21 protein-coding genes are annotated in these 23,279 nt (G+C 74.1%); 12 read left to right on the top strand and 9 right to left on the bottom strand.

The window, feature by feature from the left end:
- Nucleotides 1-46 precede the first annotated feature (46 nt).
- Nucleotides 47-1,837: a substrate-binding and vWA domain-containing protein gene (locus ACQ452_RS15470; RefSeq protein WP_433384743.1), complete on the top strand. Its 1,791-nt coding sequence runs from the start codon at nt 47-49 to the stop codon at nt 1,835-1,837.
- Nucleotides 1,838-1,886: 49 nt separating this feature from the next.
- On the opposite strand, the gene gdhA is transcribed toward ACQ452_RS15470, so the two are convergent.
- Nucleotides 1,887-3,224 carry an NADP-specific glutamate dehydrogenase gene (gene gdhA, locus ACQ452_RS15465; RefSeq protein ID WP_433384740.1) on the bottom strand — a complete coding sequence of 446 codons (1,338 nt, stop codon included), beginning with the start codon at nt 3,222-3,224 and terminating at the stop codon, nt 1,887-1,889.
- Nucleotides 3,225-3,321: 97 nt separating this feature from the next.
- Nucleotides 3,322-4,290, bottom strand: coding sequence for an NAD(P)/FAD-dependent oxidoreductase (locus ACQ452_RS15460; protein WP_433394170.1), 969 nt, complete (start codon nt 4,288-4,290; stop codon nt 3,322-3,324).
- Nucleotides 4,291-4,370: 80 nt separating this feature from the next.
- Between ACQ452_RS15460 and ACQ452_RS15455 the strand changes: the two genes are divergently transcribed.
- Both ACQ452_RS15455 and ACQ452_RS15450 read left to right on the top strand, forming a co-directional pair.
- Nucleotides 4,371-4,982, top strand: coding sequence for a helix-turn-helix domain-containing protein (locus ACQ452_RS15455; RefSeq protein ID WP_433384737.1), 612 nt, complete (start codon nt 4,371-4,373; stop codon nt 4,980-4,982).
- A gap of 67 nt (nt 4,983-5,049) precedes the next feature.
- A complete protein-coding gene (locus tag ACQ452_RS15450) occupies nt 5,050-5,469 on the top strand; it encodes a protein-tyrosine phosphatase family protein (protein ID WP_433384734.1) in 420 nt (139 codons plus the stop codon).
- 60 nt (nt 5,470-5,529) lie between these two features.
- Here ACQ452_RS15450 and ACQ452_RS15445 read toward each other — a convergent pair whose 3' ends face one another.
- The gene (locus tag ACQ452_RS15445) at nt 5,530-7,803 is read right to left on the bottom strand and encodes an ATP-binding cassette domain-containing protein (RefSeq protein WP_433384731.1); all 2,274 of its coding nucleotides are present in this window, start codon (nt 7,801-7,803) and stop codon (nt 5,530-5,532) included.
- A 176-nt stretch (nt 7,804-7,979) separates the two neighbouring features.
- On the opposite strand from ACQ452_RS15445, the gene ACQ452_RS15440 reads away from it, so the two are divergent.
- Nucleotides 7,980-8,720 carry a MerR family transcriptional regulator gene (locus ACQ452_RS15440; RefSeq protein WP_433384728.1) on the top strand — a complete coding sequence of 247 codons (741 nt, stop codon included), beginning with the start codon at nt 7,980-7,982 and terminating at the stop codon, nt 8,718-8,720.
- 28 nt (nt 8,721-8,748) lie between these two features.
- Here the strand turns inward: ACQ452_RS15440 and ACQ452_RS15435 are convergent, their stop codons facing one another.
- Both ACQ452_RS15435 and ACQ452_RS15430 read right to left on the bottom strand, forming a co-directional pair.
- Complete coding sequence (locus ACQ452_RS15435; protein ID WP_433384725.1) at nt 8,749-9,345, bottom strand: flavodoxin family protein; 597 nt, start codon at nt 9,343-9,345, stop codon at nt 8,749-8,751.
- Nucleotides 9,346-9,495: 150 nt separating this feature from the next.
- A complete protein-coding gene (locus tag ACQ452_RS15430; protein WP_433384722.1) occupies nt 9,496-9,828 on the bottom strand; it encodes a cupin domain-containing protein in 333 nt (110 codons plus the stop codon).
- Nucleotides 9,829-10,077: 249 nt separating this feature from the next.
- On the opposite strand from ACQ452_RS15430, the gene ACQ452_RS15425 reads away from it, so the two are divergent.
- Entirely contained in the window at nt 10,078-11,361 is a 1,284-nt protein-coding gene (locus tag ACQ452_RS15425; RefSeq protein ID WP_433384719.1) for a D-alanyl-D-alanine carboxypeptidase family protein, read from the top strand.
- Between the two features lie 151 nt (nt 11,362-11,512).
- On the top strand, nt 11,513-12,259 hold the full coding sequence (locus ACQ452_RS15420; protein WP_433394168.1) for a peptidylprolyl isomerase: 747 nt from the start codon (nt 11,513-11,515) through the stop codon (nt 12,257-12,259).
- A 123-nt stretch (nt 12,260-12,382) separates the two neighbouring features.
- On the opposite strand, the gene ACQ452_RS15415 is transcribed toward ACQ452_RS15420, so the two are convergent.
- Nucleotides 12,383-13,405 (bottom strand): LacI family DNA-binding transcriptional regulator, encoded by a 1,023-nt coding sequence (locus ACQ452_RS15415; protein WP_433384716.1) that lies wholly within the window; start codon nt 13,403-13,405, stop codon nt 12,383-12,385.
- 241 nt (nt 13,406-13,646) lie between these two features.
- Between ACQ452_RS15415 and ACQ452_RS15410 the strand changes: the two genes are divergently transcribed.
- From ACQ452_RS15410 to ACQ452_RS15385, 6 genes are read left to right on the top strand one after another with little or no spacing between them, the layout of a single operon-like run.
- Complete coding sequence (locus ACQ452_RS15410) at nt 13,647-14,945, top strand: ABC transporter substrate-binding protein (protein ID WP_433384714.1); 1,299 nt, start codon at nt 13,647-13,649, stop codon at nt 14,943-14,945.
- Nucleotides 14,946-14,953: 8 nt separating this feature from the next.
- Nucleotides 14,954-15,895 (top strand): carbohydrate ABC transporter permease, encoded by a 942-nt coding sequence (locus ACQ452_RS15405; RefSeq protein ID WP_433384712.1) that lies wholly within the window; start codon nt 14,954-14,956, stop codon nt 15,893-15,895.
- Entirely contained in the window at nt 15,892-16,713 is an 822-nt protein-coding gene (locus ACQ452_RS15400; protein WP_433384709.1) for a carbohydrate ABC transporter permease, read from the top strand. The genes ACQ452_RS15405 and ACQ452_RS15400 overlap by 4 nt, the downstream gene beginning before the upstream one ends.
- Nucleotides 16,710-19,088: a beta-glucosidase family protein gene (locus ACQ452_RS15395; protein WP_433384707.1), complete on the top strand. Its 2,379-nt coding sequence runs from the start codon at nt 16,710-16,712 to the stop codon at nt 19,086-19,088. Before ACQ452_RS15400 ends, ACQ452_RS15395 begins: the two co-directional genes overlap by 4 nt.
- A gap of 3 nt (nt 19,089-19,091) precedes the next feature.
- Nucleotides 19,092-20,081 (top strand): acetylxylan esterase, encoded by a 990-nt coding sequence (locus ACQ452_RS15390; protein ID WP_433384704.1) that lies wholly within the window; start codon nt 19,092-19,094, stop codon nt 20,079-20,081.
- Nucleotides 20,082-20,098: 17 nt separating this feature from the next.
- The gene (locus ACQ452_RS15385) at nt 20,099-21,064 is read left to right on the top strand and encodes a M15 family metallopeptidase (protein ID WP_433384701.1); all 966 of its coding nucleotides are present in this window, start codon (nt 20,099-20,101) and stop codon (nt 21,062-21,064) included.
- Nucleotides 21,065-21,134: 70 nt separating this feature from the next.
- On the opposite strand, the gene ACQ452_RS15380 is transcribed toward ACQ452_RS15385, so the two are convergent.
- The 3 genes from ACQ452_RS15380 to ACQ452_RS15370 all read right to left on the bottom strand — a co-directional run bounded on the left by ACQ452_RS15380 (nt 21,135) and on the right by ACQ452_RS15370 (nt 22,846).
- Nucleotides 21,135-21,917: an alpha/beta hydrolase gene (locus ACQ452_RS15380; protein WP_433384698.1), complete on the bottom strand. Its 783-nt coding sequence runs from the start codon at nt 21,915-21,917 to the stop codon at nt 21,135-21,137.
- Nucleotides 21,918-21,981: 64 nt separating this feature from the next.
- Nucleotides 21,982-22,398 (bottom strand): DUF4180 domain-containing protein, encoded by a 417-nt coding sequence (locus ACQ452_RS15375; RefSeq protein WP_433384696.1) that lies wholly within the window; start codon nt 22,396-22,398, stop codon nt 21,982-21,984.
- Complete coding sequence (locus ACQ452_RS15370) at nt 22,391-22,846, bottom strand: helix-turn-helix domain-containing protein (protein ID WP_433384693.1); 456 nt, start codon at nt 22,844-22,846, stop codon at nt 22,391-22,393. Before ACQ452_RS15370 ends, ACQ452_RS15375 begins: the two co-directional genes overlap by 8 nt.
- Nucleotides 22,847-23,279 lie beyond the last annotated feature (433 nt).

The following is a 23,279-nucleotide window of genomic DNA, read 5'->3' as shown; positions in this document are numbered from 1 at the left end:
CCGATAGGTTGACTGCCATCAGTCGCCCCCCGAGGAGGACAGCCCCATGCCCGCAGCCCCGTCGCGCACCCGGCAGTGGTTGCCGTACACCGCCGCCGTCACCGCCGGGCTGCTGGTCATCGGCGGGGCGTTCGTGCTCGTGCGGCAGCGGGAAGCGGGCAGTGACCGGTCCCGGGCCGACTGCGCGGTCCGCCTGGACGTCAACTCCTCGACCGAGAAGGCGGCGCTGCTGGTCGAGCTGGCCGGGCGGTACAACGACAGCGACCGGACGCTCGACGGCGGCGGCTGCGCCCAGATACACGTCAGCGCCCTGAACTCCGGCAAGGCCACCGAGGCGCTCGCCGCCGGCTGGAGCGGCACCGGCCTGCCGCAGCCGCAGGTCTGGCTGCCGACGTCGAGCCTGTGGACCGGCCAGCTCCGGCTGCTCGACGAGGCCGCCGGGCGGCCGCCGCAGACGCCGGACCGGTATCCGTCGATCGCCAACAGCCCGCTGGTCATCGCGATGCCGCAGCCGAAGGGCGAGCTGGTACGCGGGCGCGGGCCGCTGGGCTGGGGGGAGATCCTCGGCCTCTCCGGGCGGCAGGGCTGGGCGGGCTTCGGCCGGCCGGAGTGGGGCCGGTTCACCTTCGGCAAGGACAACCCGAACCTCTCCACCTCGGGTCTGGCGGCGACCATCGCCACCTACTACGCCGCCGCGAACCGCGCCAGCGACCTGACGAGGTCGGACCTGTCGGACCCGAAGGTGACCCGGTTCGTCCGGCAGATCGAGGCCAACGTGTCGCACTACAGCGACGACTCGGTGGAGCTGCTGCGTGACCTCGCCGAGGCCGACCTGGCCGGTACGGGCGCCGGCACGGGCGACATGAGCGCCATCGTCATGCAGGAGGAGCTGGTCCACCTCTACAACGAGGGCGGGTTGAGCCCGCGGCAGGAGGGCCAGGAGCGCGGCCCCCGGCCGAGGGTCCCGCTGGTCGCCGTACACCCGAAGGAGGGCACCTTCAACCTGGACCACCCGTTCGTGGTGCTCCCCGCGGCCGACGAGCGGCAGCGCGCGGCGGCGGACGACTTCCTGAAGTTCCTGACCGCGGAAGACCAGCAGAAGAGCTTCGCCCGCCTCGGTTTCCGGGACCACGAGCGTGGCGCCTCGGCGGAGCTGCTCGCCAGCGTCGGCGCCGAGCCCACCGGCGGGTTGAGCTACTTCGCGCCGCCGAACCCGGGGGTGGTCGAGGCGATGCTCAAAGGCTGGAGCACGCTGCGCAAGAAGGCCAACATCCTGATCGCGCTGGACACCTCCGGGTCCATGGAGGAACAGGTCGGGAACAGCACCCGCTTCAAGGTCGCCTCGGCGGCGGCGGCCAAGGGGCTCGCGCTGCTCAACTCCGAGGACCGGGTCGGGCTCTGGTCGTTCTCCTCGGAGACCAGGAAGCGGCCCGAGGGCCCGTACCGGGAGGAGGTCCGGCTCGGCGACTTCGACCAGAAGCGGATCAACGACCGGATCGCCAAGCTGCACGTCGAGGGGGAGACCGCGCTCTACGCGACGGTCCGGGCCGCCCACCGACAGCTGCTCCAGCGGTACGACCCGGACCGGATCAACGCCGTCGTCGTGCTGACCGACGGCAAGAACGAGTACCGCCAGGACAACGACCTGGCCCGGCTGCTCGCCGACGTGGCCCTGGACCCGAAGCGCCCGGTCAAGGTCTTCTGCATCGCCTTCGACAAGGACTCGCAGTTCGACACGCTCGACCGGATCGCCAAGGCGTCGTCGGGCAAGGCGTTCGACGCCACCGATCCCGCCACCATCGACGAGGCGTTCGTGAAGCTGGTCAGCAGCTTCTGAGCCCGCCCGCCGGGCGGCGACGCCACGCGCCGCCCGGCGGGCCACCCGCTCAGATCAGGCCGTGCGCCAGCATCGCCTCCGCCACCCGGCGGAACCCGTCGATGTTCGCCCCGGCCACGTAGTCGCCGGGCAGCCCGTACTCCTCGGCGGTGTTCCAGCAGCGGTCGTGGATGTCGCGCATGATCCCGCGCAGCCGCTGCTCCGACTCGTCGAACGTCCACGACTCCCGGCTGGCGTTCTGCCGCATCTCCAGCGCGCTGACCGCCACCCCGCCGGCGTTGGCGGCCTTGCCCGGCGCGAAGCGCACCCCGGCCCCGGCGAGGATGCGTACCGCCTCCGGCGTGGTGGGCATGTTCGCGCCCTCCACCACCGCGACGCAGCCGCCGGCCACGAGCGCCGCGGCCTCCGCGCCGCCGATCTCGTTCTGCGTCGCGCACGGCAGCGCCACCTCGCAGGGCACCTCCCAGACGGTACGACCGGACACCACCCTGGCGTGCCGCACGTGCCGGGCGTAGTCGTCGAGCCGGGCCCGGCGCTGCTCCTTCAGCTCCCGCAGCAGCTCCAGGTCGATGCCCTTGTCGTCGTGCACGTAGCCGGACGAGTCGGAGCAGGCGACGACCCGCCCGCCGAGCTGGTGCACCTTCTCGATCGCGTAGATCGCCACGTTGCCGGAGCCGGAGACCACCACCCGCTTGCCGTCCAGGCCGCCCCCGGCCCGGCTGAGCATCTCGTCGGCGAAGAAGACCGCCCCGTAGCCGGTCGCCTCCCGGCGTACCTGTGCGCCCCCGTACGCCAGGCCCTTGCCGGTGAGCACCCCCGACTCGTACCGGTTGGTGATCCGCTTGTACTGGCCGAACAGGTAGCCGATCTCCCGGCCGCCGACGCCGACGTCCCCGGCCGGCACGTCGGTCTCCGCGCCGATGTGCCGGTACAGCTCGGTCATGAAGCTCTGGCAGAACCGCATCACCTCCCGGTCCGAGCGGCCCTTCGGGTCGAAGTCCGCGCCGCCCTTGCCGCCGCCGATCGACAGCCCGGTCAACGCGTTCTTGAAGGTCTGCTCGAAGCCGAGGAACTTCACGATCCCCAGGTAGACCGAGGGATGGAAGCGCAACCCACCCTTGAACGGGCCCAGCGCGCTGTTGAACTCCACGCGGAAGCCCCGGTTGGTGTGGATCCGGCCCCGGTCGTCCTCCCACGGCACCCGGAAGATCACCTGCCGTTCCGGTTCGCAGATCCGCTCGACGATCCGCGCCTCGGTGTACTCGGGGTGCCGGGCCAGCGCCGGGCCGATGCTCTCCAGCACCTCGCGTACCGCCTGGTGGAATTCCGGCTCGCCCGGATTGCGGGCGACCACGCTGGCGAACACCGTCTCCACGGTTGCGGGCATGCCGACTCGTCCCTTCGGTTGCGCTGATGTCCGTCGCCATCATCCGCGCCGGGTTACCCGCCAACCGTGGCGGGATGCCGGTAAGGGGCCCACGCGGTCATCCGGCGGACGAATCGCGCCGGGCGGCGACCGCCCGCCGGGTCTCCTCGGCGACCAGGTCGGCGTTGATCTGCGCCGCCACGACCACGCCGGCCGCCGCGGCGGCACCGACCTGGGCCCGCGGATCGGAGACGTTGCCGGCGACCCACACCCCGGGCACGTCGGTGCGGCCCGTCGCGTCGGAGGGGACGTACTCGCCGGCCCCCGAGGGGTGTTCGGCCGGTCGTAGCCCGAGCGCCGTGAGGAAACCGGCGCGCGCCACCATCCGCGACGTGACCGCCAGCGCCTCGCGGCCGACGACCCTGCCGTCGTCCAGCCGTACGCCCGCGAGCCGGTCCCCGACGATCTCCAGGGCCGTCACCTCGCCGTCCACCACGCGGATGTCCCGGGCGGTGAGCTGCTCCGCCTGCTCCTCGGTGACGGGCGGCCCGAGGTGGGTGAAGTATGTGACGTCGGCGCTCCACTGCCGGAACAGCAACGCCTGGTGCACGGACATCGACCCGCTCGCCAGCACGCCGACGGCCCGGTCGCGGAACTCCCATCCGTGGCAGTACGGGCAGTGCAGCACGTCCCTGCCCCATCGCGACCGCAGCCCCGTGACGTCCGGCAGCTCGTCGACCAGCCCGGTGGCCACCAGCAGCCGCCGCGCGAGCACCGTCCGGCCGTCGCCGAGCGTCACCGCGTACCCGCCGTCGTGGTCGTGAGCCACGGCGTTGACCTCGCCGGTCACCACCCGGCCGCCGTAGCCGCGGACCTCGGCCCGGCCGCTCTCCAGCAGCTCGGCGGGCCGGATGCCGTCGCGGGCCAGCAGCCCGTGCACGCCCTCGGCCGGGGCGTTGCGCGGGGCGCCCGCGTCGATGACGGCCACCGACCGCCGGGCCCGGGCCAGGGTCAGCGCCCCGCTCAACCCCGCGGCGCCACCGCCGATCACCACCACGTCGTAGCTGCCGTCCAACTGATCGGTCACCGTGACCACCTCCTGCGGCCACGATGCGCGCACCGTGGCGATGGTGGCAAACATCGTTGCCATAGTGGCAAACTGGCGGGATGGACGACGATCTCGACCTGGCGCTCGGCGCGGTCGGCCCCCGGCTGCGCGCGCTGCGCCGCCAGCGGGAAACCACCCTGGCCGACCTGTCGGTGGCGACCGGCATCTCGGTGAGCACGCTGTCCCGGCTGGAGTCCGGCGCCCGCCGGCCGACCCTGGAGCTGCTGCTCCCGCTGGCCCGGGCCCACGGCGTCACGCTCGACGAACTCGTCGACGCCCCACCCACCGGCGACCCGCGCATCCACCTGCGGCCGGTCACCCGGCACGGGATGACCATGCTGCCCCTGACCCGCCGCCCCGGCGGCATCCAGGCGTACAAGTTGGTGATCCCGGGCGACGGGCGGCGGGCGCGGCCCGATCCGCAGACCCACGAGGGCTACGAGTGGCTCTACGTGCTCAACGGGCGGCTCCGGGTCGTCCTCGGCGACCGGGACCTCGTGCTCACCCCTGGCGAGGCGGCGGAGTTCGACACCCGCGTCCCGCACTGGTTCGGGTCGGCCGACGCCGACCCGGTCGAGTTCCTCAGCCTCTTCGGCCGGCAGGGCGAGCGCGCCCACCTGCGCGCCCGCCCCGGAAACCCGCCGGCAGCCGGGCCGCCCGCCCACGGCTGACCCTCGCCCCCTCCTCGACACGCGGTGGGGGAGCGGGGGACCGGGACGGGGCGGGGATGATGCGGGGATGGGTGACGAGCGGATGTGGGGCGGACAGCCCGGTGCCGTCGTGCTGCCGAGCGGGGTGCCGGTGCGGGGCCGGCGGATGGCGGACGCGGCGTCGCCCGCCGACTTCGCGCTGCTGCTGGCGCCCGGGCCGCCGCCCGCCTGGCCGCACCGGCGGATCCGGTGGCCGGACTTCTGGGTGCCGGTCGACCGGGCGGACGCGCTCGACGCGCTGAGCGAGGCGCTGCGTCGCGCCCACGACGGCGAGCGGGTCGAGGTGGCCTGCCGGGGCGGCACCGGGCGCACGGGCACGGCGCTGGCGGCGCTGGCGATCCTCGACGGCCTGCCGCCCGAGCGGGCGGTCGACTGGGTGCGCGCCGCCTACCGGCCCCGGGCCGTGGAGACGCCCTGGCAACGTCGCTGGCTGCGCCACCTCGCCTGACGTGCCCCGCCGCCCACACGGGGGTGAGCCGGAGGGCCGGCGGCCCTCCGGCCGGCGGTGTCAGTGGCCGACGTACTCGCGTAGGTGCCGGGCGGTCAGCGTGTCGCCGTGGGCGACCAGGTCGGCCGGCGTGCCGGTGAAGACGACCCGGCCGCCGTCGTGCCCCGCCCCCGGCCCGAGGTCGATCAGCCAGTCGGCGTGCGCCATGACCGCCTGGTGGTGCTCGATCACGACGACGGTGTTGCCGGCGTCGACCAGCCGGTCCAGCAGGGCCAGCAGTTGGTCCACGTCGGCCAGGTGCAGCCCGGTGGTCGGCTCGTCGAGCACCCAGATGCCGCCGCTGTCGGCCATCCGGATGGCGAGCTTGAGCCGTTGCCGCTCGCCGCCGGAAAGGGTGTTGAGCGGCTGGCCCAGGGTGAGGTAGCCGAGCCCCACGCCCACCAGCCGGTCGAGGATCGTCCGGGCGGGGCCCTTGGGGAAGAAGTCCCGGGCCTCGGTGGCGGACATCGCGAGCACCTCGCTGATGTTCTTCCCGCGCAGCCGATAGGTGAGCACCTCGTCGGTGAAGCGCCGCCCCTCGCACTGCTCGCAGACCGAGGCGACACCGGCCATCATCGCCAGGTCGGTGTAGACCAGGCCGAGGCCCTTGCAGGTCTGGCAGGCCCCCTCGGAATTGGCGCTGAACAGCGCCGCCTTGACGCCGTTGGCCCTGGCGAAGGCCGTGCGGATCGGGTCCAGCACGCCCGTGTAGGTGGCCGGGTTGCTGCGCCGGGAACCCCGGATCGGCGACTGGTCGACGATCACCACGCCGTCGCGGTGGCGCAGCGAGCCGTGGATCAGCGAGCTCTTGCCGGAGCCGGCCACGCCGGTCACCACGGTCAGCACCCCGAGCGGGATGTCGACGCCGACGTCACGCAGGTTGTGCAGGTCGGCGTTGCGGATCGACAACTGCCCGGCGGGTCGGCGTACGTGTCCACGCAGGCGTACCCGGTGGTCGAGGTGGCGGCCGGTGAGGGTGTCGGAGCGGCGCAGGCCGGCGACGTCGCCCGTGAAGCAGATCCGGCCGCCGGCCGCCCCGGCGCCGGGGCCGAGGTCGACCACGTGGTCGGCGATGGCGATCGTCTCGGGCTTGTGCTCGACCACCAGCACCGTGTTGCCCTTGTCGCGCAGGCGCAGCAGCAGGTCGTTCATCCGGGCGATGTCGTGCGGGTGCAGGCCCACGGTCGGTTCGTCGAAGACGTACGTGACGTCGGAGAGGCTGGAACCGAGGTGCCGGACCATCTTCACCCGCTGCGCCTCGCCGCCGGAGAGGGTGGCGGACTCGCGGTCCAGGCTGAGGTAGCCCAGGCCGATCTCGACCAGCGAGTCGAGCAGGTCGCCCAGGTTGCCGACCAGCGGGGCGACCGACGGGTCGTCGACCGACCGGAGGAAGCGGGCCAGGTCGCTGATCTGCATGGCGGCGCACTGCGCGATGTTGTGCCCGGCGATCCGGCAGGACAGCGCCGCCGCGTTGAGCCGGGTGCCCCCGCAGCCGCCGCAGGTGGTGAAGGTGACCGCCCGGTCGACGAAGGCGCGGATGTGCGCCTGCATCGACTCGCGTTCCTTGGCCAGGTAGAGCCGGCGCACCTTGACGGCGAGGCCCTCGTACGTCCAGTTGCTGCCGCCCGCCTTGATCTTGGTGGACGGCTTGTGGAGGAAGTCCTCCCACTGCTGCGGCGTGTAGTCCTGGAGCTTGGCGTCGGGGTCGAACAGCCCCGAGTGGACGATGCTCTGCCAGTACCACGAGTCGACGGCGAAGTTCGGCACCTTGATCGCGCCCCCGTTGAGCGAGCGCTCGCGGTCGACCAGCTCGTCGACGTCGAGGTCGGCGACCCGCCCGAGGCCCTCGCAGGCCGGGCACATGCCCTCGGCGAGGTTGAAACTGAACGCGCCGGCCCCACCCACCTGCGGGCTGCCGAGCCGGCTGAAGACGATGCGCAGCATGGCGTACGCGTCGGTGGCGGTGCCGACCGTGGAGCGCGAGTTCGCGCCCATCCGCTCCTGGTCGACGACGATGGCCGCGCCCAGGTTGCGCAGCGAGTCGACGTCGGGACGGCTCAGGTTGGGCATGAACGACTGGAGGAACGCGCTGTAGGTCTCGTTGATCAGGCGCTGCGACTCCGCGGCGATGGTCCCGAAGACCAGGGACGACTTGCCGGAGCCGGAGACCCCGGTGAAGACGGTCAACCGGCGCTTGGGGATGTCGACCGAGACGGAGGCGAGGTTGTTCTCCCGGGCGCCGCGTACCTCGATCATGTCGTGACTGTCGGCGGCGGATCGTACTGGCTGCTGCATGCGAACCCTTCGCGAGATCGTGGGCGGAGCCCGCCCGGGTCTCCTCCACGGAGGCCAGGCCGCCTTCAATCGTCTCATTCATGCTCCTGTGGAGGGTTGCACCTCGCTGACCGGGCATAGCTGCCCGGAGCAGGAGGGAAAGTCTCAAACTACGGGTAAGCGGGTAGGGTGAGCCGGTGGCGGAGCGGAGGCGGCGTGCCGGGCGATGGCGGGGAGCGGAGGTCGCGGCGACCGCCGGGATCTCCGTGCAGCAGGTCCGCAACTACCTGGACCTCGGCGTGCTGCCACCGGTCGACCGCACCCCCGCCGGCTACCGCGTCTTCACCGACGAGCACGTGCGGGCGCTGGCCGTCCTGCGGCGGCTGGCCGAGGGGCACGGCTGGGCGCGTACCCGGGGGATCATGGTCGCGGTGCACCGGGGCGACCTGGCGGCGGCGCTCGCGGCGCTCGACGCCGGCCACGCCGAGCTGGACCGCGAGCGGGCCAGCATCCGACGCGTGCTCGGCGCGTTCGAGACCGTGGTGACCAGCCCGGCCGCCGTCCTGTCGGCGCCCCGGCGCGGGGCCCGCATCGGCGCGGTGGCCGACATGGTCGGCGCACGCACCTCGCAGCTACGGCTGTGGGAGCAGCGCGGCCTGCTCCGGCCGGTGCGCGAGCGCGGCACCGGCTACCGGGTGTACGACCCGGCCGAGCTGCGCGCCGCGCAGGTCGTCGCGCTGCTGCGCCGGGGCGCCTACCCGTTCGACATCATCGCGGCCGTGCTCGACGAGATGCGCACCACCGGCAGCGCCCAACGGGTCCACGCGGAACTGGCCAAGCGGGAGCAGGAGCTGCACCGGCGCAGCCTGCGGCGGCTGCGCGCCTCGGCGGCCCTGCACGACTACCTGCGGCACCGCGACCCGACCCTGCCGGACTGAGCCGGCGGCCGGCGCACGCGACCCGCGCTCAGCGCGACACCGGCTCGCCGACCCGCCCCCCGCGCGGGTCGGCCGGCAGCGGCGGCGGGGCGAAGAAGGTGCCGGCGGCCCGGAGCGCGACCGCGTCCCCGAGCACGTCGCCGGGCCGGTTGGCGTGGCCGAGCAGCGCGCCGCCCCAGCGCATGCCGAGGTAGTCGGCGCTGCACCGCAGCGTGGCGACCAGCGGATCCGCCTGTGCCGTGTCCTCGTTGCTCAGGACGCTGACCGCCCACATCCGGCGGCCGGCCATGCGCTGCCGGAAGTCGACACCGGGCATCCGTAGCCAGCCCGACCAGTGGTCGAGGTAGAGCTTGGTGGCGGCGCTGACGCTGTACCAGTACAGCGGGGAGGCGATCACCAGGTCGGTCGCGGCGAGCGTCTCGGTCAGCAGCAGCGCCTCGTTGCCGGTCGGCGGCAGGTAGCCCTGCTCGTCGTGCCGGATGTCCCGGAAGGGCGTCAGGGGATGCTCGGCCAGCCGCAGCCAGCGCTGCTCGGCGTCGGCCGGCAACGCCGCCGCCGCGCGCCGGGCCAGCAGCTCGGTGTTGCCGCCGGAGCGTGAGCTGCCCAGCAGGAAGAGGAAGCGCATGGCGACACCGTCCAGGTCCGGCGGATCGAGGTGTAGCCATGAAGGTACCGGAGCGGGCACCGCTGCCGGTGACGCCGACCGGTCAGAGCGGCACGGCCACCAGCGCCGGCGTGGGTCGGGCCCGGCCGGTCCCCGAGGGCGGGACGGTGGTCACGGCCGGGGCGTCACGGTGAGCAGGACGGCGGCGTCCGTGACGGCGTGCAGCGCGTGCCGCAGGGGTGGGATGACCATCAGGTCGCCGGCGTCGCCCGTCCAGGACTCGTCCCCGGCCACCAGCCGCACCTGCCCCACGAGCACCTGCAGCGTCGCCTCGCCCGGGCTGTCGTGCTCGTCGAGGGACCGGCCGCCGCGCAGGGCGAGCAGGGTCTGGCGCAGCCGGTGGTGCCGGCCCGGGTGCAGGGAACGGGCGCTGCGTCCGCTGTCGGCCTGCCGCGCGGCGGCGAGCTGCTCGTCGGCGAGGCGGGTCAGTGAGAGGGCTTCCATGGTCGTCCCTTCGGTCGGTTCCCTGCGGGCGGGAGACGGGTCCCCGGCACGGCGTCAACTCCCGCACGAAGCGGCGGACCAGCCACCGCTCCGCGGCTTCCAGCATCCGTCGCCGGCGTGTCCGCCGGCAGGGCCGATGGTCCCGGGATGCGGCCACCGCCGGGCCGGGGCGGTCGGTCCGGTGCCGGCGGGTGGCCGGGCACGGGGAACCGGGCCCCACCCCGAACCCCGCCGACTAGGGTGCGGGGCATGAAGGTTCGGCTGTTGGCGGCCGCGGCGACCGCCCTTCTCGTCACCGGCGTGCCCGCCCCCGCGGCGGCCGGCCCGAGCGGTTCCGGCATCGCGGCGCCCGCGTCCGCCGCCACCGCGGCGCCCGGGCCCGCCGTCGCGCCGCCCGCGCCCTGCCCGAGGGCGCGGGCGCGGGCGCCCCGGGTGTCCCGGCCGCCGCGCCCCTCGCCGCCGCCGGCCGTGCCGAGCGAGCGCGTGGTGGGCGGCCCCGCGCTGGACACCGCCGGGCTCGTCGTACCGGCGTCCACCGCGCGTCCACCGGCGGTCACCGCGACGTCGTGGCTGGTCGCCGACCTGGACACCGGCCAGGTGCTGGGCGGCTGCGGTCCGCACGAGTACGGCACGCCGGCCAGCGTGCAGAAGCTGCTGCTGGCGGCCACCGTGCTGCCCCGACTCGACCCGCAGCAGGTCGTCACGGTCACCGACGAGGACATGGACATCGAACCCGGCTCGTCGGCCGTCGGGCTGGTCGCCGGCGGTCGCTACCGGATCGAGACCGTCTGGCTCGGGCTGCTGCTCCAGTCCGGCAACGAGGCGGCCAACGTGCTGGCCCGCCTCGGCGGCGGACCGGACGCAGCGGCCGGCGGAGTCCGGGCGATGAACGAGCGGGCGCACCACCTGGGCGCCCTGCAGACCCACGCGGTCACCCCGTCGGGCCTCGACGGGCAGGGGCAGTTCACCAGCGCGTACGACCTCGCGCTGATCGCCCGGGCCTGCTTCGCCGACCCGCTGTTCCGCCGGTACACGCTCACCGAGACGCACCGCATCCCCGACCAGCCGGCGCAGCGGACGAAGGGTTTCGAGATCCAGAACGAGAACCAGCTCGTCTACCGCTATCCGGGCGCCCTCGGCGGCAAGACCGGCTTCACCGACCTGGCCCGGCACACCTACGTCGGGGCGGCCCAGCGCGACGGCCGGCGGCTGGTGGTCACGCTGCTCGGCGCCGAGCCGCAGCCGGCGCGAGGCTGGGAGCAGGGCGCCGCCCTGCTCGACTGGGGCTTCTCGCTGCCCCGGGGCGCCGCCGTCGGCCGGCTGGTCGAACCGGGGGAGCTGACCGCCCCGACGACCAGCGCGCCGTCCGTGCTCGCCGCCACCGGCGAACCGCGCCCGGCCGCGGCCAGCGGCCCGCTCGGGGACGGGCCGCTCGGCCGGTGGCCCGTGGCCGCCTTCGTGGCGGCGATGATCGGTCTGCTGGGGGTGGGACTGCTCTGGCGACGCCGGGCGGGACGACGCCAGCCTTCCTGACCGGACGTGGGCCGGATCGACAACCGGTGATCGATTACATAGACTCCGGTCTTTCTGGTGTCCTGAGTCCGGGAGGATCCCCGTGTCGAGCGAACCCTGCCCGCATCCCGTTGCGCCGCCGACCCCGACCCGCCACCGGCCGGCCCGTACGCTGACCCGGCTCGCCGGGGCGGCCCTGGTGGCGGGCGTACTGATCACCGGCGGCGGCGCCGCCGCGGTCGCCGCGCCCGGCGGGTCGCCGGAGGGCGTCGCCGGCCCCCGGGTCACGCCCGGCCCGTGCGCGTACACGCAGACGCCCGAGGAGCCGGCCGCCCGGCCGGTCCCGTTGCCGCCCGACCCGAGGCGCACCCCGGACCGGGGCACCGTGCGGGTCACGTTGCGCACCAACCAGGGGCCGATCGGGCTGACCCTGGACCGGGAGGCGGCCCCCTGCACGGTGCAGAGCTTCCTGCACCTGGCCCGCCACCGCTTCTACGACCGGACGGGCTGCCACCGGCTCACCGCCTACCCGACGTTGCGGGTGTTGCAGTGCGGTGACCCGTCCGGCACCGGCTCCGGGGGGCCCGGCTACCGCTACGCCGACGAACTGCCCACCGACCTGCCGCCGGCGCCGACCGACCCGACCGGTGTGCGCCGGCTCTACGCCCGGGGCACCCTCGCGATGGCCAACGCGGGTCCGGACACCAACGGCAGCCAGTTCTTCCTGGTCCAGTCGGACTCGGCGCTGCGCCCCAACTACACGGTCTTCGGCTCGATCGACGCGGCCGGCCTGGCCACCCTCGACCGGATCGCGGCCGGTGGCATCGCCCCCACCGCCGAGGATCCGGCGCCGGTCGACGGGGCGCCCGCCCTGCCGGTCGACATCCGGCGGGTGGTCCGGCAGCATCACCACCGCTGAGCGCACGGCCGGCGCGCCCCGTCGGCCGGCCCGGTCACCGAAGGGGGTCGGCGCCACGCCGACCGGAACTTTCGGAACGCTACCGGGAGCGCCGGGGTGCGCCGGCGGGCGGGGGAGGGCCCGTCACGCCCCGCGCGGCGGGGCGGTGCTGTCCCGTACGACCAGGTTGGTGGCGAGTTCGACCCGGGGCGAGTCGACGCCGTCGCCCTGCGCCAGCCGCAGCACGGTCCGGGCGGCGAGGCGGCCCATCTCCACCAGGGGCTGGCGGACGGTGGTCAGCGGCGGTGAGGCCCAGCGGGCCTCGGGCAGGTCGTCGAAGCCCACGACGCTGACGTCGTAAGGGATCCGCAGCTCCCGGCGGCGGACGGCCTCGTAGACGCCGAAGGCCATCTGGTCGCTGGAGGCGAAGATGGCCGTCGGCGGGTCGTCGAGGCCGAGCAGCGCCGTCCCGGCGGCGAAGCCGGAGGCGTGGTAGAAGTCGCCGGGGTGCACCAGCCGGTCCTCCACGGGCGCCCCGGCGGCCTCCAGCGCGGCCCGGTGGCCGTCGAGGCGGGCCCGGCTGCACAGCAGGTGCGGCGGCCCGGCGACGAAGCCGATCCGCCGGTGCCCGAGCGACAGCAGGTGCTGGGTCGCGGCGAGCCCGCCGGCCCAGTTGGTGGCCCCGATCGTCGGCACGTCGGTGGCGGGCACGCCGGCGGGGTCGACGACGACCACGGGCACGTTGAGGCGGCGTAGCTGGGCGTGCAGCGGCGGGCTCAGGTGCGAGGTCACGAAGATGACGCCGTCGGTGGCCCGGTCCCGCAGGTTCTGCAGCCACTGCCGGGCGGCGGTCGACTGGCGGTGTATCGCGGAGACGACCGTGCCGACGCCCGCGCCGTGCCCGACGTCCTCGACCCCTCGGATGATCTCCACCGCCCAGGGGCTGTCCAGGTCGTTGAAGACCAGGTCGACCAGGCCGGCGCGGCTCACCGTGCGGCTGCCACGGCGCTGGTAGCCGTGGTGGCGCAGCAACTCCTCCACCCGCTCGCGGGTCTCGGGGGCCACGTCCGAGCGGCCGTTGAGCACCCGCGACACGGTCGGCACCGACACCCCGGCCTCCCGCGCGATGGCGGTGATGGTGATCCTGCGCCCGTCGGTGCCGTCCACCCGCGTCTCCATTCACCGGTCGGCGGCGGCGGCCGTACCCGTCGCCACCGAAGAACGTCCGGAACGGCGGGGCCGTTCCACCGCGTCATCTTGCCCCACGATCGGGGGTTGACGACACGGCAGGTCGGTTCTAGCGTTCGGACGAGTTACGGAAGACTTCCGGAAACTTGTCGGACGCCTTTCGGTCGTCGCGCCGGCGGCGACGGTTCCCCCACCACACCCCCACCACGAGAGGCCGATCATGACTGTACGCACGCGGCTCGCCCGGGCGGTCGCGCTCGGCGCCGCCCTCGCGCTGGCGCTGCCACTGACCGCCTGCGGCGGCGGCGAATCCGCCGCCGGCCCGGACGAGATCCGCATCCTGGTCTACGGCGACGCCACCAACAAGGTCGAGAAGCAGCTCGTCGACACGTTCAACAAGACCTCGAAGGTCAAGGCCGTGCTGGACACCATCCCCGGCGCCGACTACCAGACCAAGCTCCAGACCATCGTCAACACCAACCAGGCGCCGGACGTCTTCTTCAACTGGGGCGGCGGCAGCATCACGCCGTTCGTCAAGGCCAACCTGCTGCTCCCGCTCGACGACATGATCGCCAAGGACCCGGGACTGAAGGCCAACTTCCTGCCGTCGGTCTTCAACACCGCCGTCGTCGACGGCAAGTCGTACGGGGTGCCGATGCGCGGCACCCAGCCGGTGCTGCTGTTCCACAACAAGAAGGTCCTCGCCGACGCCGGCATCGCCCCGCCGAAGACGTGGGACGACCTGCTGGCCGCCGTGGGCACCCTCAAGGCCAAGAAGATCACCCCGATCGCGCTCGGCGGCGGCGACCAGTGGCCGACCCAGATGTGGTACCAGTACCTGTACGACCGGGTGGCCGGCCCCGAACTGTTCGCCAGGGCGCTCGACGGCGACAAGGACGCGTGGGCGAGCCCGGAGAGCCGCCGCGCCCTGGAACTGCTGCGTCAGCTGACCGACGCGGGCGCCTTCGGCACCAACTTCGACTCGGTCAAGTTCACCGACGGCGGCTCGCCCGCGCTGCTGGCGGGCGGCAAGGCCGGCTTCGAGCTGATGGGCTCCTGGAACTACTCCACCCACCACGACGCGAACCCGACGTTCGCCGCCAACGACCTCGGCTGGTCGGCCTTCCCGAGCGTCCCGGGCGGCAAGGGCGACCCCGGCAACGTGGTCGGCAACACCAACAACTTCTACTCCGTGCTGAAGAGGACGAAGCACCCGGAGGCGGTCGCGGAGTTCCTCAAGTTGCAGTACTCCGACGAGTTCGTCCAGGCGCAGCTGGCCATCGGCAACCTGCCGACCACCACCAACACCGAGAAGTTCCTCGACGGCGCCACCAACCCCGACTACCTGAAGTTCCAGTTCACCATGGTCAAGCAGGCCCCCAACTTCCAGCTCTCCTGGGACCAGGCGTACCCGCCGGCCGCGACCACGACCATCCACCAGGCGGTGCAGCAGTACTGCAACGGCCGGCTGGACGCCGACGGCTTCGTCAAGGCGATGCAGTCCCTGCAGGCGGGCTGAGCGCGACCATGTCCACGACCACCCTCGCCGCCCCCGCCGTGCCGGAGCAGCGACGGGTCCGACGACGCCCGGGGGGCCCCACCGTCGGCCGCCCGGGCTTCGCCTGGGCGCTTCCCGCGACCCTCTTCTTCGGGCTCTTCGCGCTCGTTCCGCTGGTCCTCGTGCTCGTGCTGAGCTTCACCAGTTGGGCGGGCCTCGGCTCGCCGGAGTTCGTCGGGCTGGACAACTGGCGGCGGCTCGCCGGCGATCCCGTCATGCGCGACAGCCTGTGGTTGAGTGTCCTGCTCACCGCCCTCGGGGTGCTGGTGCAGACGCCCCTGAGCCTGCTGATCGGGGTGTGGGCGGCCGGACCGCAGCGCAACCGGGCGGTGCTGTCCGCCATCTTCTTCCTGCCGCTGCTGCTGTCGGCCACCGCCGTCTCGGTGCTGTGGCGGGCGTTGCTCGACCCGAACTTCGGTGTGCCCGGCCAGGCCCCGTGGCTGTTCGGCGACGGCAACCTGTTCGGCAGCCGGAGCGGCGCGATCGCCGTCCTGGTCTTCGTCAGCAGCTGGCAGTTCATCCCGTTCCACGCGCTGATCTACCAGGGCGCGGCCCGCGCCGTGCCGGCGGTGCTCTACCAGGCCGCCGAGGTCGACGGCGCGGGCCGCTGGGGGCAGTTCCGCCACGTCACCCTGCCGCAGTTGCGCAACGCCATGATCACCTCGGTGGTGCTGATGGTCGTCGGTGGGCTGACCACGTTCGACACCGTGCTGATCCTCACCCAGGGCGGCCCGGGCACCGACACCACCATCACCGCCTACTACATGTACGAGCAGGCGTTCCGCAGCTTCGACTTCGGCGCCGGCGCGGCCATCGCCCTGCTCCTCGTCGTCGTCGCCACGGTCATCTCGCTGATCGTCGTCCGGGTCTCCGGCTACGACCGGATGCGCTCCACGATGGAGGGCCTGTGACCCGCCGCCGCCCCAACTGGCTCGCCGGCATCGGCGCACTGGCCTGGCTGCTCCTGGTCGGCCTGCCGATCTACGTGATGCTGGCGATCACCGTGCAGACCCGCGAGGGGTACGGCCGCAACGGCCCGATCGCCCTGCCCGACACGTTCACCCTCGACAACTACACCGGCGCCTTCGACGAGGGCTACGGCCGGTACCTGGTCAACACCCTGGTGGTGACCGCGAGCGTGGTGGCCATCGTGCTGCTTCTGGTGCCGCCGCTGGCGTACGCGATCGTGCGCAGCCGCGGCCGGCTCACCTCCGGCGTGTTCCGGCTGTTCCTGCTGGGCCTGGCGATCCCGGCGCAGGCGGTCATCGTGCCGATCTTCTACCTGATCAGCAAGGCCGGGCTCTACGACAACCTGGTCGGCGTCATCCTGCCCACGGCCGCCTTCTGCCTGCCGGTGTGCGCGTTGATCCTCAGCGGCGTCATGCGGGACATCACCGCCGACCTGTACGAGGCGATGGCCATCGACGGCGCCACCCCGACGCGGGTGTTCCTCCAACTGGTGCTGCCGCTGTCACGTGGCGGGATCGCCACCATCGCGGTCTTCTCCGCCCTGCAGGCGTGGAACGGGTTCCTGTTCCCGCTGATCCTCACCCAGTCCGACTCCACCAAGGTGATCACCCTCGGCCTCTACAACTTCCAGACGCAGTACGGGATCAACATCCCCGGCCTGCTCGCCGCGGTCGTGCTGTCGATGGTGCCCGTCCTGCTCGTCTATCTGTTCGCCCGGCGGGCCCTGGTGCAGGGGCTGATGGGCGTCGGAGGAAAGTGACCGACAACGTGACCCTGGACATCGCCCCCGACGCCGGGACCTGGACCGATCCGACCCTCGACCTCGCGACCCGGGTGGACGCCCTGGTTGCCGCGATGACCCTGCCGGAGAAGGTGGCGCAGCTCTACGGCGTCTGGGTGGGCGCCGCCGCCGACGGCGGGGAGGTCGCGCCGTACCAGCACGAGATGGAGGAACCCGTCGACCTGGCCGCCCTGCTGGAGACGGGCCTCGGCCAGCTGACCCGCCCGTTCGGCACCGCCCCGGTGGACCCCGCGCTCGGTGCGCTGTCGCTGCTGCGGACCCAGCAGCGGATCGCCGCCGCGAACCGGTTCGGCATCCCGGCGATGGCGCACGAGGAGTGCCTGGCCGGCTTCGCCGCCTGGGGCGCCACCGCGTACCCGGTGCCGCTGTCCTGGGGCGCCACCTTCGACCCGGAGCTGGTCGGGCGGATGGCCGCCGCGATCGGGGCCGACCTGCGTCGCGTCGGGGTGCACCAGGGCCTGGCGCCGGTGCTCGACGTGGTGCGCGACGCGCGCTGGGGGCGGGTGGAGGAGACGATCGGCGAGGACCCCTATCTGGTGGGCACCATCGCCACGGCGTACGTGCGGGGGCTGGAGTCCGCCGGTGTGGTGGCCACCCTGAAACACTTCGCCGGCTACTCCGCCTCCCGGGGCGGCCGGAACCTGGCGCCGGTGTCGATGGGCCCCCGAGAGCGCGCGGACGTGCTGCTGCCGCCGTTCGAGATGGCGGTACGCGAGGGCGGCGCGCGGTCGGTGATGCACGCCTACACCGACACCGACGGGGTGCCGTCGGCGGCCGACGAGGAGCTGCTGACCGGCCTGCTCCGCGACGCCTGGGGCTTTGCGGGCACGGTGGTGGCCGACTACTTCGGCATCGCCTTCCTGCACACCCTGCACGGGGTGGCCGGCGACTGGGCGCAGGCGGCGGCGCTCGCCCTGGCCGCCGGGGTGGACGTGGAGCTGCCGACGGTGAAGACCTTCGGCGAGCCGCTGCGCGAGGCGCTGGCGGCCGGCACGGTGCCGACGGCGCTGATCGACCGGGCGGTGCGCCGGGTGCTGACCCAGAAGGGGCAACTCGGCCTCCTCGACGCCGACTGGAACCCGGTGCCGGCCGCGCTGGCCGGGGCCGACCTGGCCGATGCGGACGCGCTGCGCGGCACCGTCGACCTCGACCCGCCGGCCAACCGGGCGCTGGCCCGCGAGGTCGCCGAGAGTGCCGTGGTGCTGCTGGCCAACGACGGCGTCCTGCCGCTGCGCCGGCCGGCCCGCATCGCGCTGGTCGGCCCGCAGGCGCAGAGCCCGACGGCGGTGCTGGGCTGCTACTCGTTCCCCGCCCACGTCGGCTCCCGGCACCCCGAGGTGCCCGTCGGCATCGCGCTGCCCACCCTCGCGGCGGCGCTGCGCGCCGAGTTTCCCGACAGCGACGTGGTCACCGTGGCCGGCGTCCGCGTCGACGGCGACGGCACCGGTGGGGTGCCGGCGGCCCTCGCGGCGGCGCGGGACGCGGACCTGGTGGTCGCCGCGCTCGGTGACCGGGCGGGCCTGTTCGGCCGCGGCACCAGCGGCGAGGGCTGCGACGCCGAGTCGCTGGCCCTGCCCGGGGCGCAGCAGCACCTGCTCGACGCGCTGCTGGACACCGGCACGCCCGTGGTGGTGACGCTGCTCGCCGGGCGGCCCTACGCCCTGGGCCGGGCCGTGGACGAGGCCGCCGCGATCGTGCAGTCGTTCTTCCCGGGTGAGGAGGGCACCCCGGCCATCGCCGGTGTGCTCAGCGGCCGGGTGGCGCCGCAGGGGCGGCTGCCGGTCAGCGTGCCGCGCGGGCCCGGCGGGCAGCCGAGCACCTACCTGTCGGCGCGGCTGGGCCAGGCCAGCGACGTCTCCAACGTCGACCCGACGCCGGCCTACGGTTTCGGGCACGGTCTGGGCTACACCACGTTCGACTGGTCACAGCTGGTGCTCGACGAGCCGGTCGCGGCGACCGACGGGGAACTGCGGCTGCACTTCACGCTGCGCAACACCGGCTCGCGGCCGGGCAGTGAGGTGGTGCAGGTGTACGCCCACGACCCGGTGGCCTCGGTGGTCCAGCCCGTGCAGCGGCTGGTCGGCTACCTGCGGGTGCCGCTGGCGGCGGGAGCCGCCTGCCGGATCGACCTGGCCGTGCCGGCCGACCTGTTCTCGTTCACGGGGCGCGACGGGCGGCGCGTCGTCGAGCCGGGCGAGCTGGAACTGCGGCTCGCGGCGTCCAGCACCGACCACCGGCTGGTGGCGGCGGTCGCGCTGCGCGGCCCCGCCCGGCACGTCGACCACACCCGGCGGCTGCACCCCCGCTTCGCCGTCACGCCGTCGGCCGGGTGAGCGGTGGCGTTCACCGACCTGCCCGAGGAGCAACTGCGGACGTACCGGGGCGGGGTGCGGGAGCCGGCGGACTTCGACCGGTTCTGGGCGGACACCCTCGCCGAGTCCCGTGGGTGCGGGTGGCCGGTGCGCGTGACGCCGGTCCCGACGGGGCTGGCCACGGTCGACGTGTGCGACGTGACCTTCCCCGGGTTCGCCGGGCAGCCGGTGCGGGCCTGGTTGCGGCTGCCGCGCGACGCCGGGACGCCGCTGCCCACGGTCGTCGAGTACGCCGGCTACGGCGGCGGCCGGGGGCACCCGCTGGAGGGCCTGCTGTGGGCGTCGGCGGGCTTCGCGCACCTGGTGATGGACACCCGGGGGCAGGGCGCGGGGTGGTCCCGGGGCGACACCCCGGATCCGGCCGCCGCCGGCCCCGAGTCGCCCGGGGTGCTCACCCGGGGCGTGACCGACCCCCGCACCTACTACTACCGGCGGTTCCTCACCGACGCGGTGCGGGCGGTGGACGCGGCCCGCACCGTGCCGGCGGTCGACCCGGCGCGGATCGCGGTGCTCGGGCACAGCCAGGGCGGCGGGGCGGCGCTCGCGGTGGCCGCGCTGGTGCCCGAGCTGCGGGCCGTCGTGGCCGGTGTGCCCTTCCTGTGCGACATCCCGCGCGCCGTCGTGGTCACCGACGCGTACCCCTACCGGGAGATCCGCGACTACCTGGCGGCGCACCGGCACGCGGAGGACCGGGTGCTGGCCACCCTGGCCTACGTCGACGGGGTGAACTTCGCCCGCCGGTGCCACCTGCCGGCCCGCTTCTCCGTCGCGCTGATGGACGAGATCGTGCCGCCGTCGACCGTCTTCGCCGCCGTCAACGCCTGGCGGGGGCCCACGGAACTGGCGGTGTGGCGCTACAACGGCCACGAGGCCGGCGGGATCGACGACGACGAGGCGGCCCTGCGTTTCCTGCGCGTACACCTGGCGCCGGACCGGCCGCCCGGCGGCCCGTAGCCTGATAGACAGGGTGCATGGCCAGGGCAGCGCGGATCCGCCGATGGGTGCCGGGCCGGGCGGCGGTCCGGCGGCGGCCCGGCGTCCGGGCCGTCGTGGCGGCCGTCGTCATCGCGGCGCTCGCCCCCGGTTGTGGTCGTCCCGCACCGGCGCCGCCGGTGACCCCCACGTCGTCCGCGCCGGCCGCACCCGGGTCGTCCGCGCCGTCGTCCGGGTCGTCCGCGCCGCCCGTCCCCGCGTCGTCCGCGCCGTCGTCGGCGTCCGCCTCGGCGGGGGCGCCGGGCCGGCCGGGTCTGGTGGTCCTCGGTGACGTCGACCCGCGCATCCGGACCGACATCCGGTACGCCACCGCGCACAACTTCGTCGGCCGGCCCGTCGCCGGCTATCCCGAACCGGTCTGCCTGCTCAGCCGCCCGGCGGCCGAGGCACTGCGCCGGGTGCAGGACGCCGCCCTCGCCCGGGGCCGCAGCCTGAAGGTGTACGACTGCTACCGCCCGCAGCGGGCCGTCGACGACTTCGTCGCCTGGGCGCAGCGGCCCGGCGAGCAGCAGACGAAGGCCGAGTTCTATCCCCGGGTGGCAAAGTCCGAGCTGTTCGACGAGGGGTACGTGGGCGCCCCCACCGCGCACAGCCGGGGCAGCACCGTCGACCTGACCCTGGTCGACGTGCCGACGGCCACCCAGCCCCCGTACGCCCCGGGTCAGGCCCCGGTCTCCTGCACCGCCCCGCGCGGGCAGCGCTTCGCCGACAACGGCGTGGACATGGGCACCGGCTTCGACTGCTTCGACCCCCTCGCGCACACCGACTCGCCGCAGATCACCGGCGTGGCCCGGGAGAACCGGCGGCTGCTGCGGCAGCTGATGACCGACGGCGGCTTCGTCAACTACGACCGGGAGTGGTGGCACTACCGCTACCGCGACGAACCCTGGCCGGACACGTACTTCGACGTGCCGGTGGCCCGCTCCTCCGCCGGGCGGCCCTGACGGTCGGGCCGCGCCGCGAGCACCGCGCCCGCCGCCAGCGGGTCCCGACGCCCGGACCCGACCCGGCGACTCAGGCGCCGGCGCGCAGCGGCAGCCAGGCCAGCACGTCCTGGATCTTCGCGTCCCAGTACGCCCAGCCGTGCGCGCCGGGGGAGAAGTCCACGGTCAGCTCGACGTCTCGCTCGCGGGCCGCCGCCACGAAGGTCAGGTTGTCCTCGTAGAGGAAGTCCTCGGTGCCGCAGGCGACGTAGAGCGCGGGCGGATCGCCGCCCGCCACCCTGTCGAGCAGGGCGACCGTGTCGTCGTCGGTGCCGGCCACCGCGCGCTCACCGAAGACTGTGTGCCAGACACCGCGGTCGAGGGGTGCCGTCGGGTGGTCGCGGCGGGTCGCCACGTCGAGCGCCCCGGAGAGGCTCGCCGCCGCCGCGAACCGGCCCGGGTCGCGCAGGGCCCACTTCAGGGCCCCGTAGCCGCCCATCGAGAGCCCGGCGACGAAGGTGTCCGACCGCCGCGCCGAGAGCCGGAAGAACTCCTGGCACAGCCGGGGCAGTTCGTCGCTGAGGAAGGTCCAGTACCGGTTGCCGTGCTCCTCGTCGGTGTAGAAGCTGCGCCCGACCTGGGGCATCACCACGGCGAGGCCGAGCGGCGCCACGTACCGCTCGATCGAGGTGCGGCGCAGCCAGACGGTGTCGTCGTCGGAGAGGCCGTGCAGCAGGTAGAGCACCGGCGGGTCGCCCGGCGGGGCGCTGCCGGTGAGCCCGATCTGCGTGGTGGTCCGCTGCGGCAGGATCACCGTCATCGAGGTGCTCATGCCGAGCGCCTCCGAGTAGAAGTCACAGCGCATCAGGGCCACGGTCGACGACCGTAGCGCATTGCCACGTCCAGCAGAGGACCGCAGGCCGGCAACCCCGCTGCCCTCAGCCGCGCCCCGGCGCCCCGCCCGGTGCGGGTGGGGCCGCGCCGGCACCCGCCGACGGGGCCAGCCGCGCGTCGAGGCCGTCGAGGTCGTCGACGAACCACACGTGACCGGACCGGTTCGACTCGTGCACGAGCGCGCGCAGGGCCGAGCTGGCCGCGAGGTGTCGGGAGATGTCGCCCACGACGACCAGCCGGAGGCGGTAGTTGACGAACTTCTGCATGATGTCGCCGGCCACGCGGGTGCCGAGGGAGAAGAACGACGCGTCGAGCCGGTGCGCCGGCACCGCCACGATCTCGGCGCCGGCGAAGGCCGCGCCGATCAGGTCCAGCGCGTCCTGCTCGGTGGCCACCGGCGGGCCGGCCGGATCGCAGACCAGCACCGGCACCCCGGCCCGCTCCTGGATGACGTCAGGCATCCCCGGCCTCCCCGGTGAGCAGGCCGTTGTCGCCGTCGAGCACGGCGTCGAGCAGGCGCAGCAGCTCGGCGGTGGCCGAGGCGTCGCCCAGGATCACGATCTTCATGCGGTGTCGCTCCTCGTCGTGGACGGTCTGGACGCGCAGCGGGCGCGCCGGGTGGTGGGTGGTGTTCGCCGCGGCCAGCACGAGCGTGCCCAGCCGGTCGGCCGCGGCCCGGCCGACGCCGTCGACCTGCACGATGCTCGACACCTCCACCGCCGCGCCGCCGCCGGGTGGCCCGGGCGCCGGCCGGCCGGTCAGCGCGTCGAGGTCGGCGCGGGCGATCCGGTACTGCTTGCCGATCCGCACCGCCGAGAGGCGGCCGGAGCGGATGTAGCCCCGCACGGTGCGCACGTGCAGGCCCAGCCGCTCGGCCACCTGCTCCACCGAATACATCTCATCACTCATCGCTCCCTACCTTAGTCATGATGGGGAAGGAAAGGGAATGATGGGGTCGGCCCGTGACCGACCGGCCGCCCGCAGGGCGGGGCACGGCCGCCGATATCCGTTGCGACCACCGTCGTGGCCCCCTACCGTCGACGGGGCAAGGTCAACCGGCCCGACCCAGGGGAGTACGCCGTGCCGCAGCGCACCCGCACCGACGCCGCGCGCCGCGCGCCGCTTGCCGGTGCCCCGCTGCCCGCGGGCACACCGGAGCTTTTGCAGTGCCGCCCCGGGCAGGGCCGGCAGCCGGGGTGGCGGCGCGTCTAGCGCCAGCACCACGCGCAGCCGCCCACCCCACCGGGGTCCGGGCGGCTTCTTCGTCCGACCCGTCACCCCCACCACGGCGACGCGGGCATTCCCTCCGCCCCCGACCGGCCGACGACACGAGGAGACGACG

Origin of the sequence: Micromonospora sp. KLBMP9576 (assembly GCF_050941805.1) — a bacterium.
Lineage (GTDB): Bacteria > Actinomycetota > Actinomycetes > Mycobacteriales > Micromonosporaceae > Micromonospora.
The sequence above is the reverse complement of the archived record's forward strand: the minus strand, read 5'-3'. Positions and strand labels throughout refer to the sequence as shown.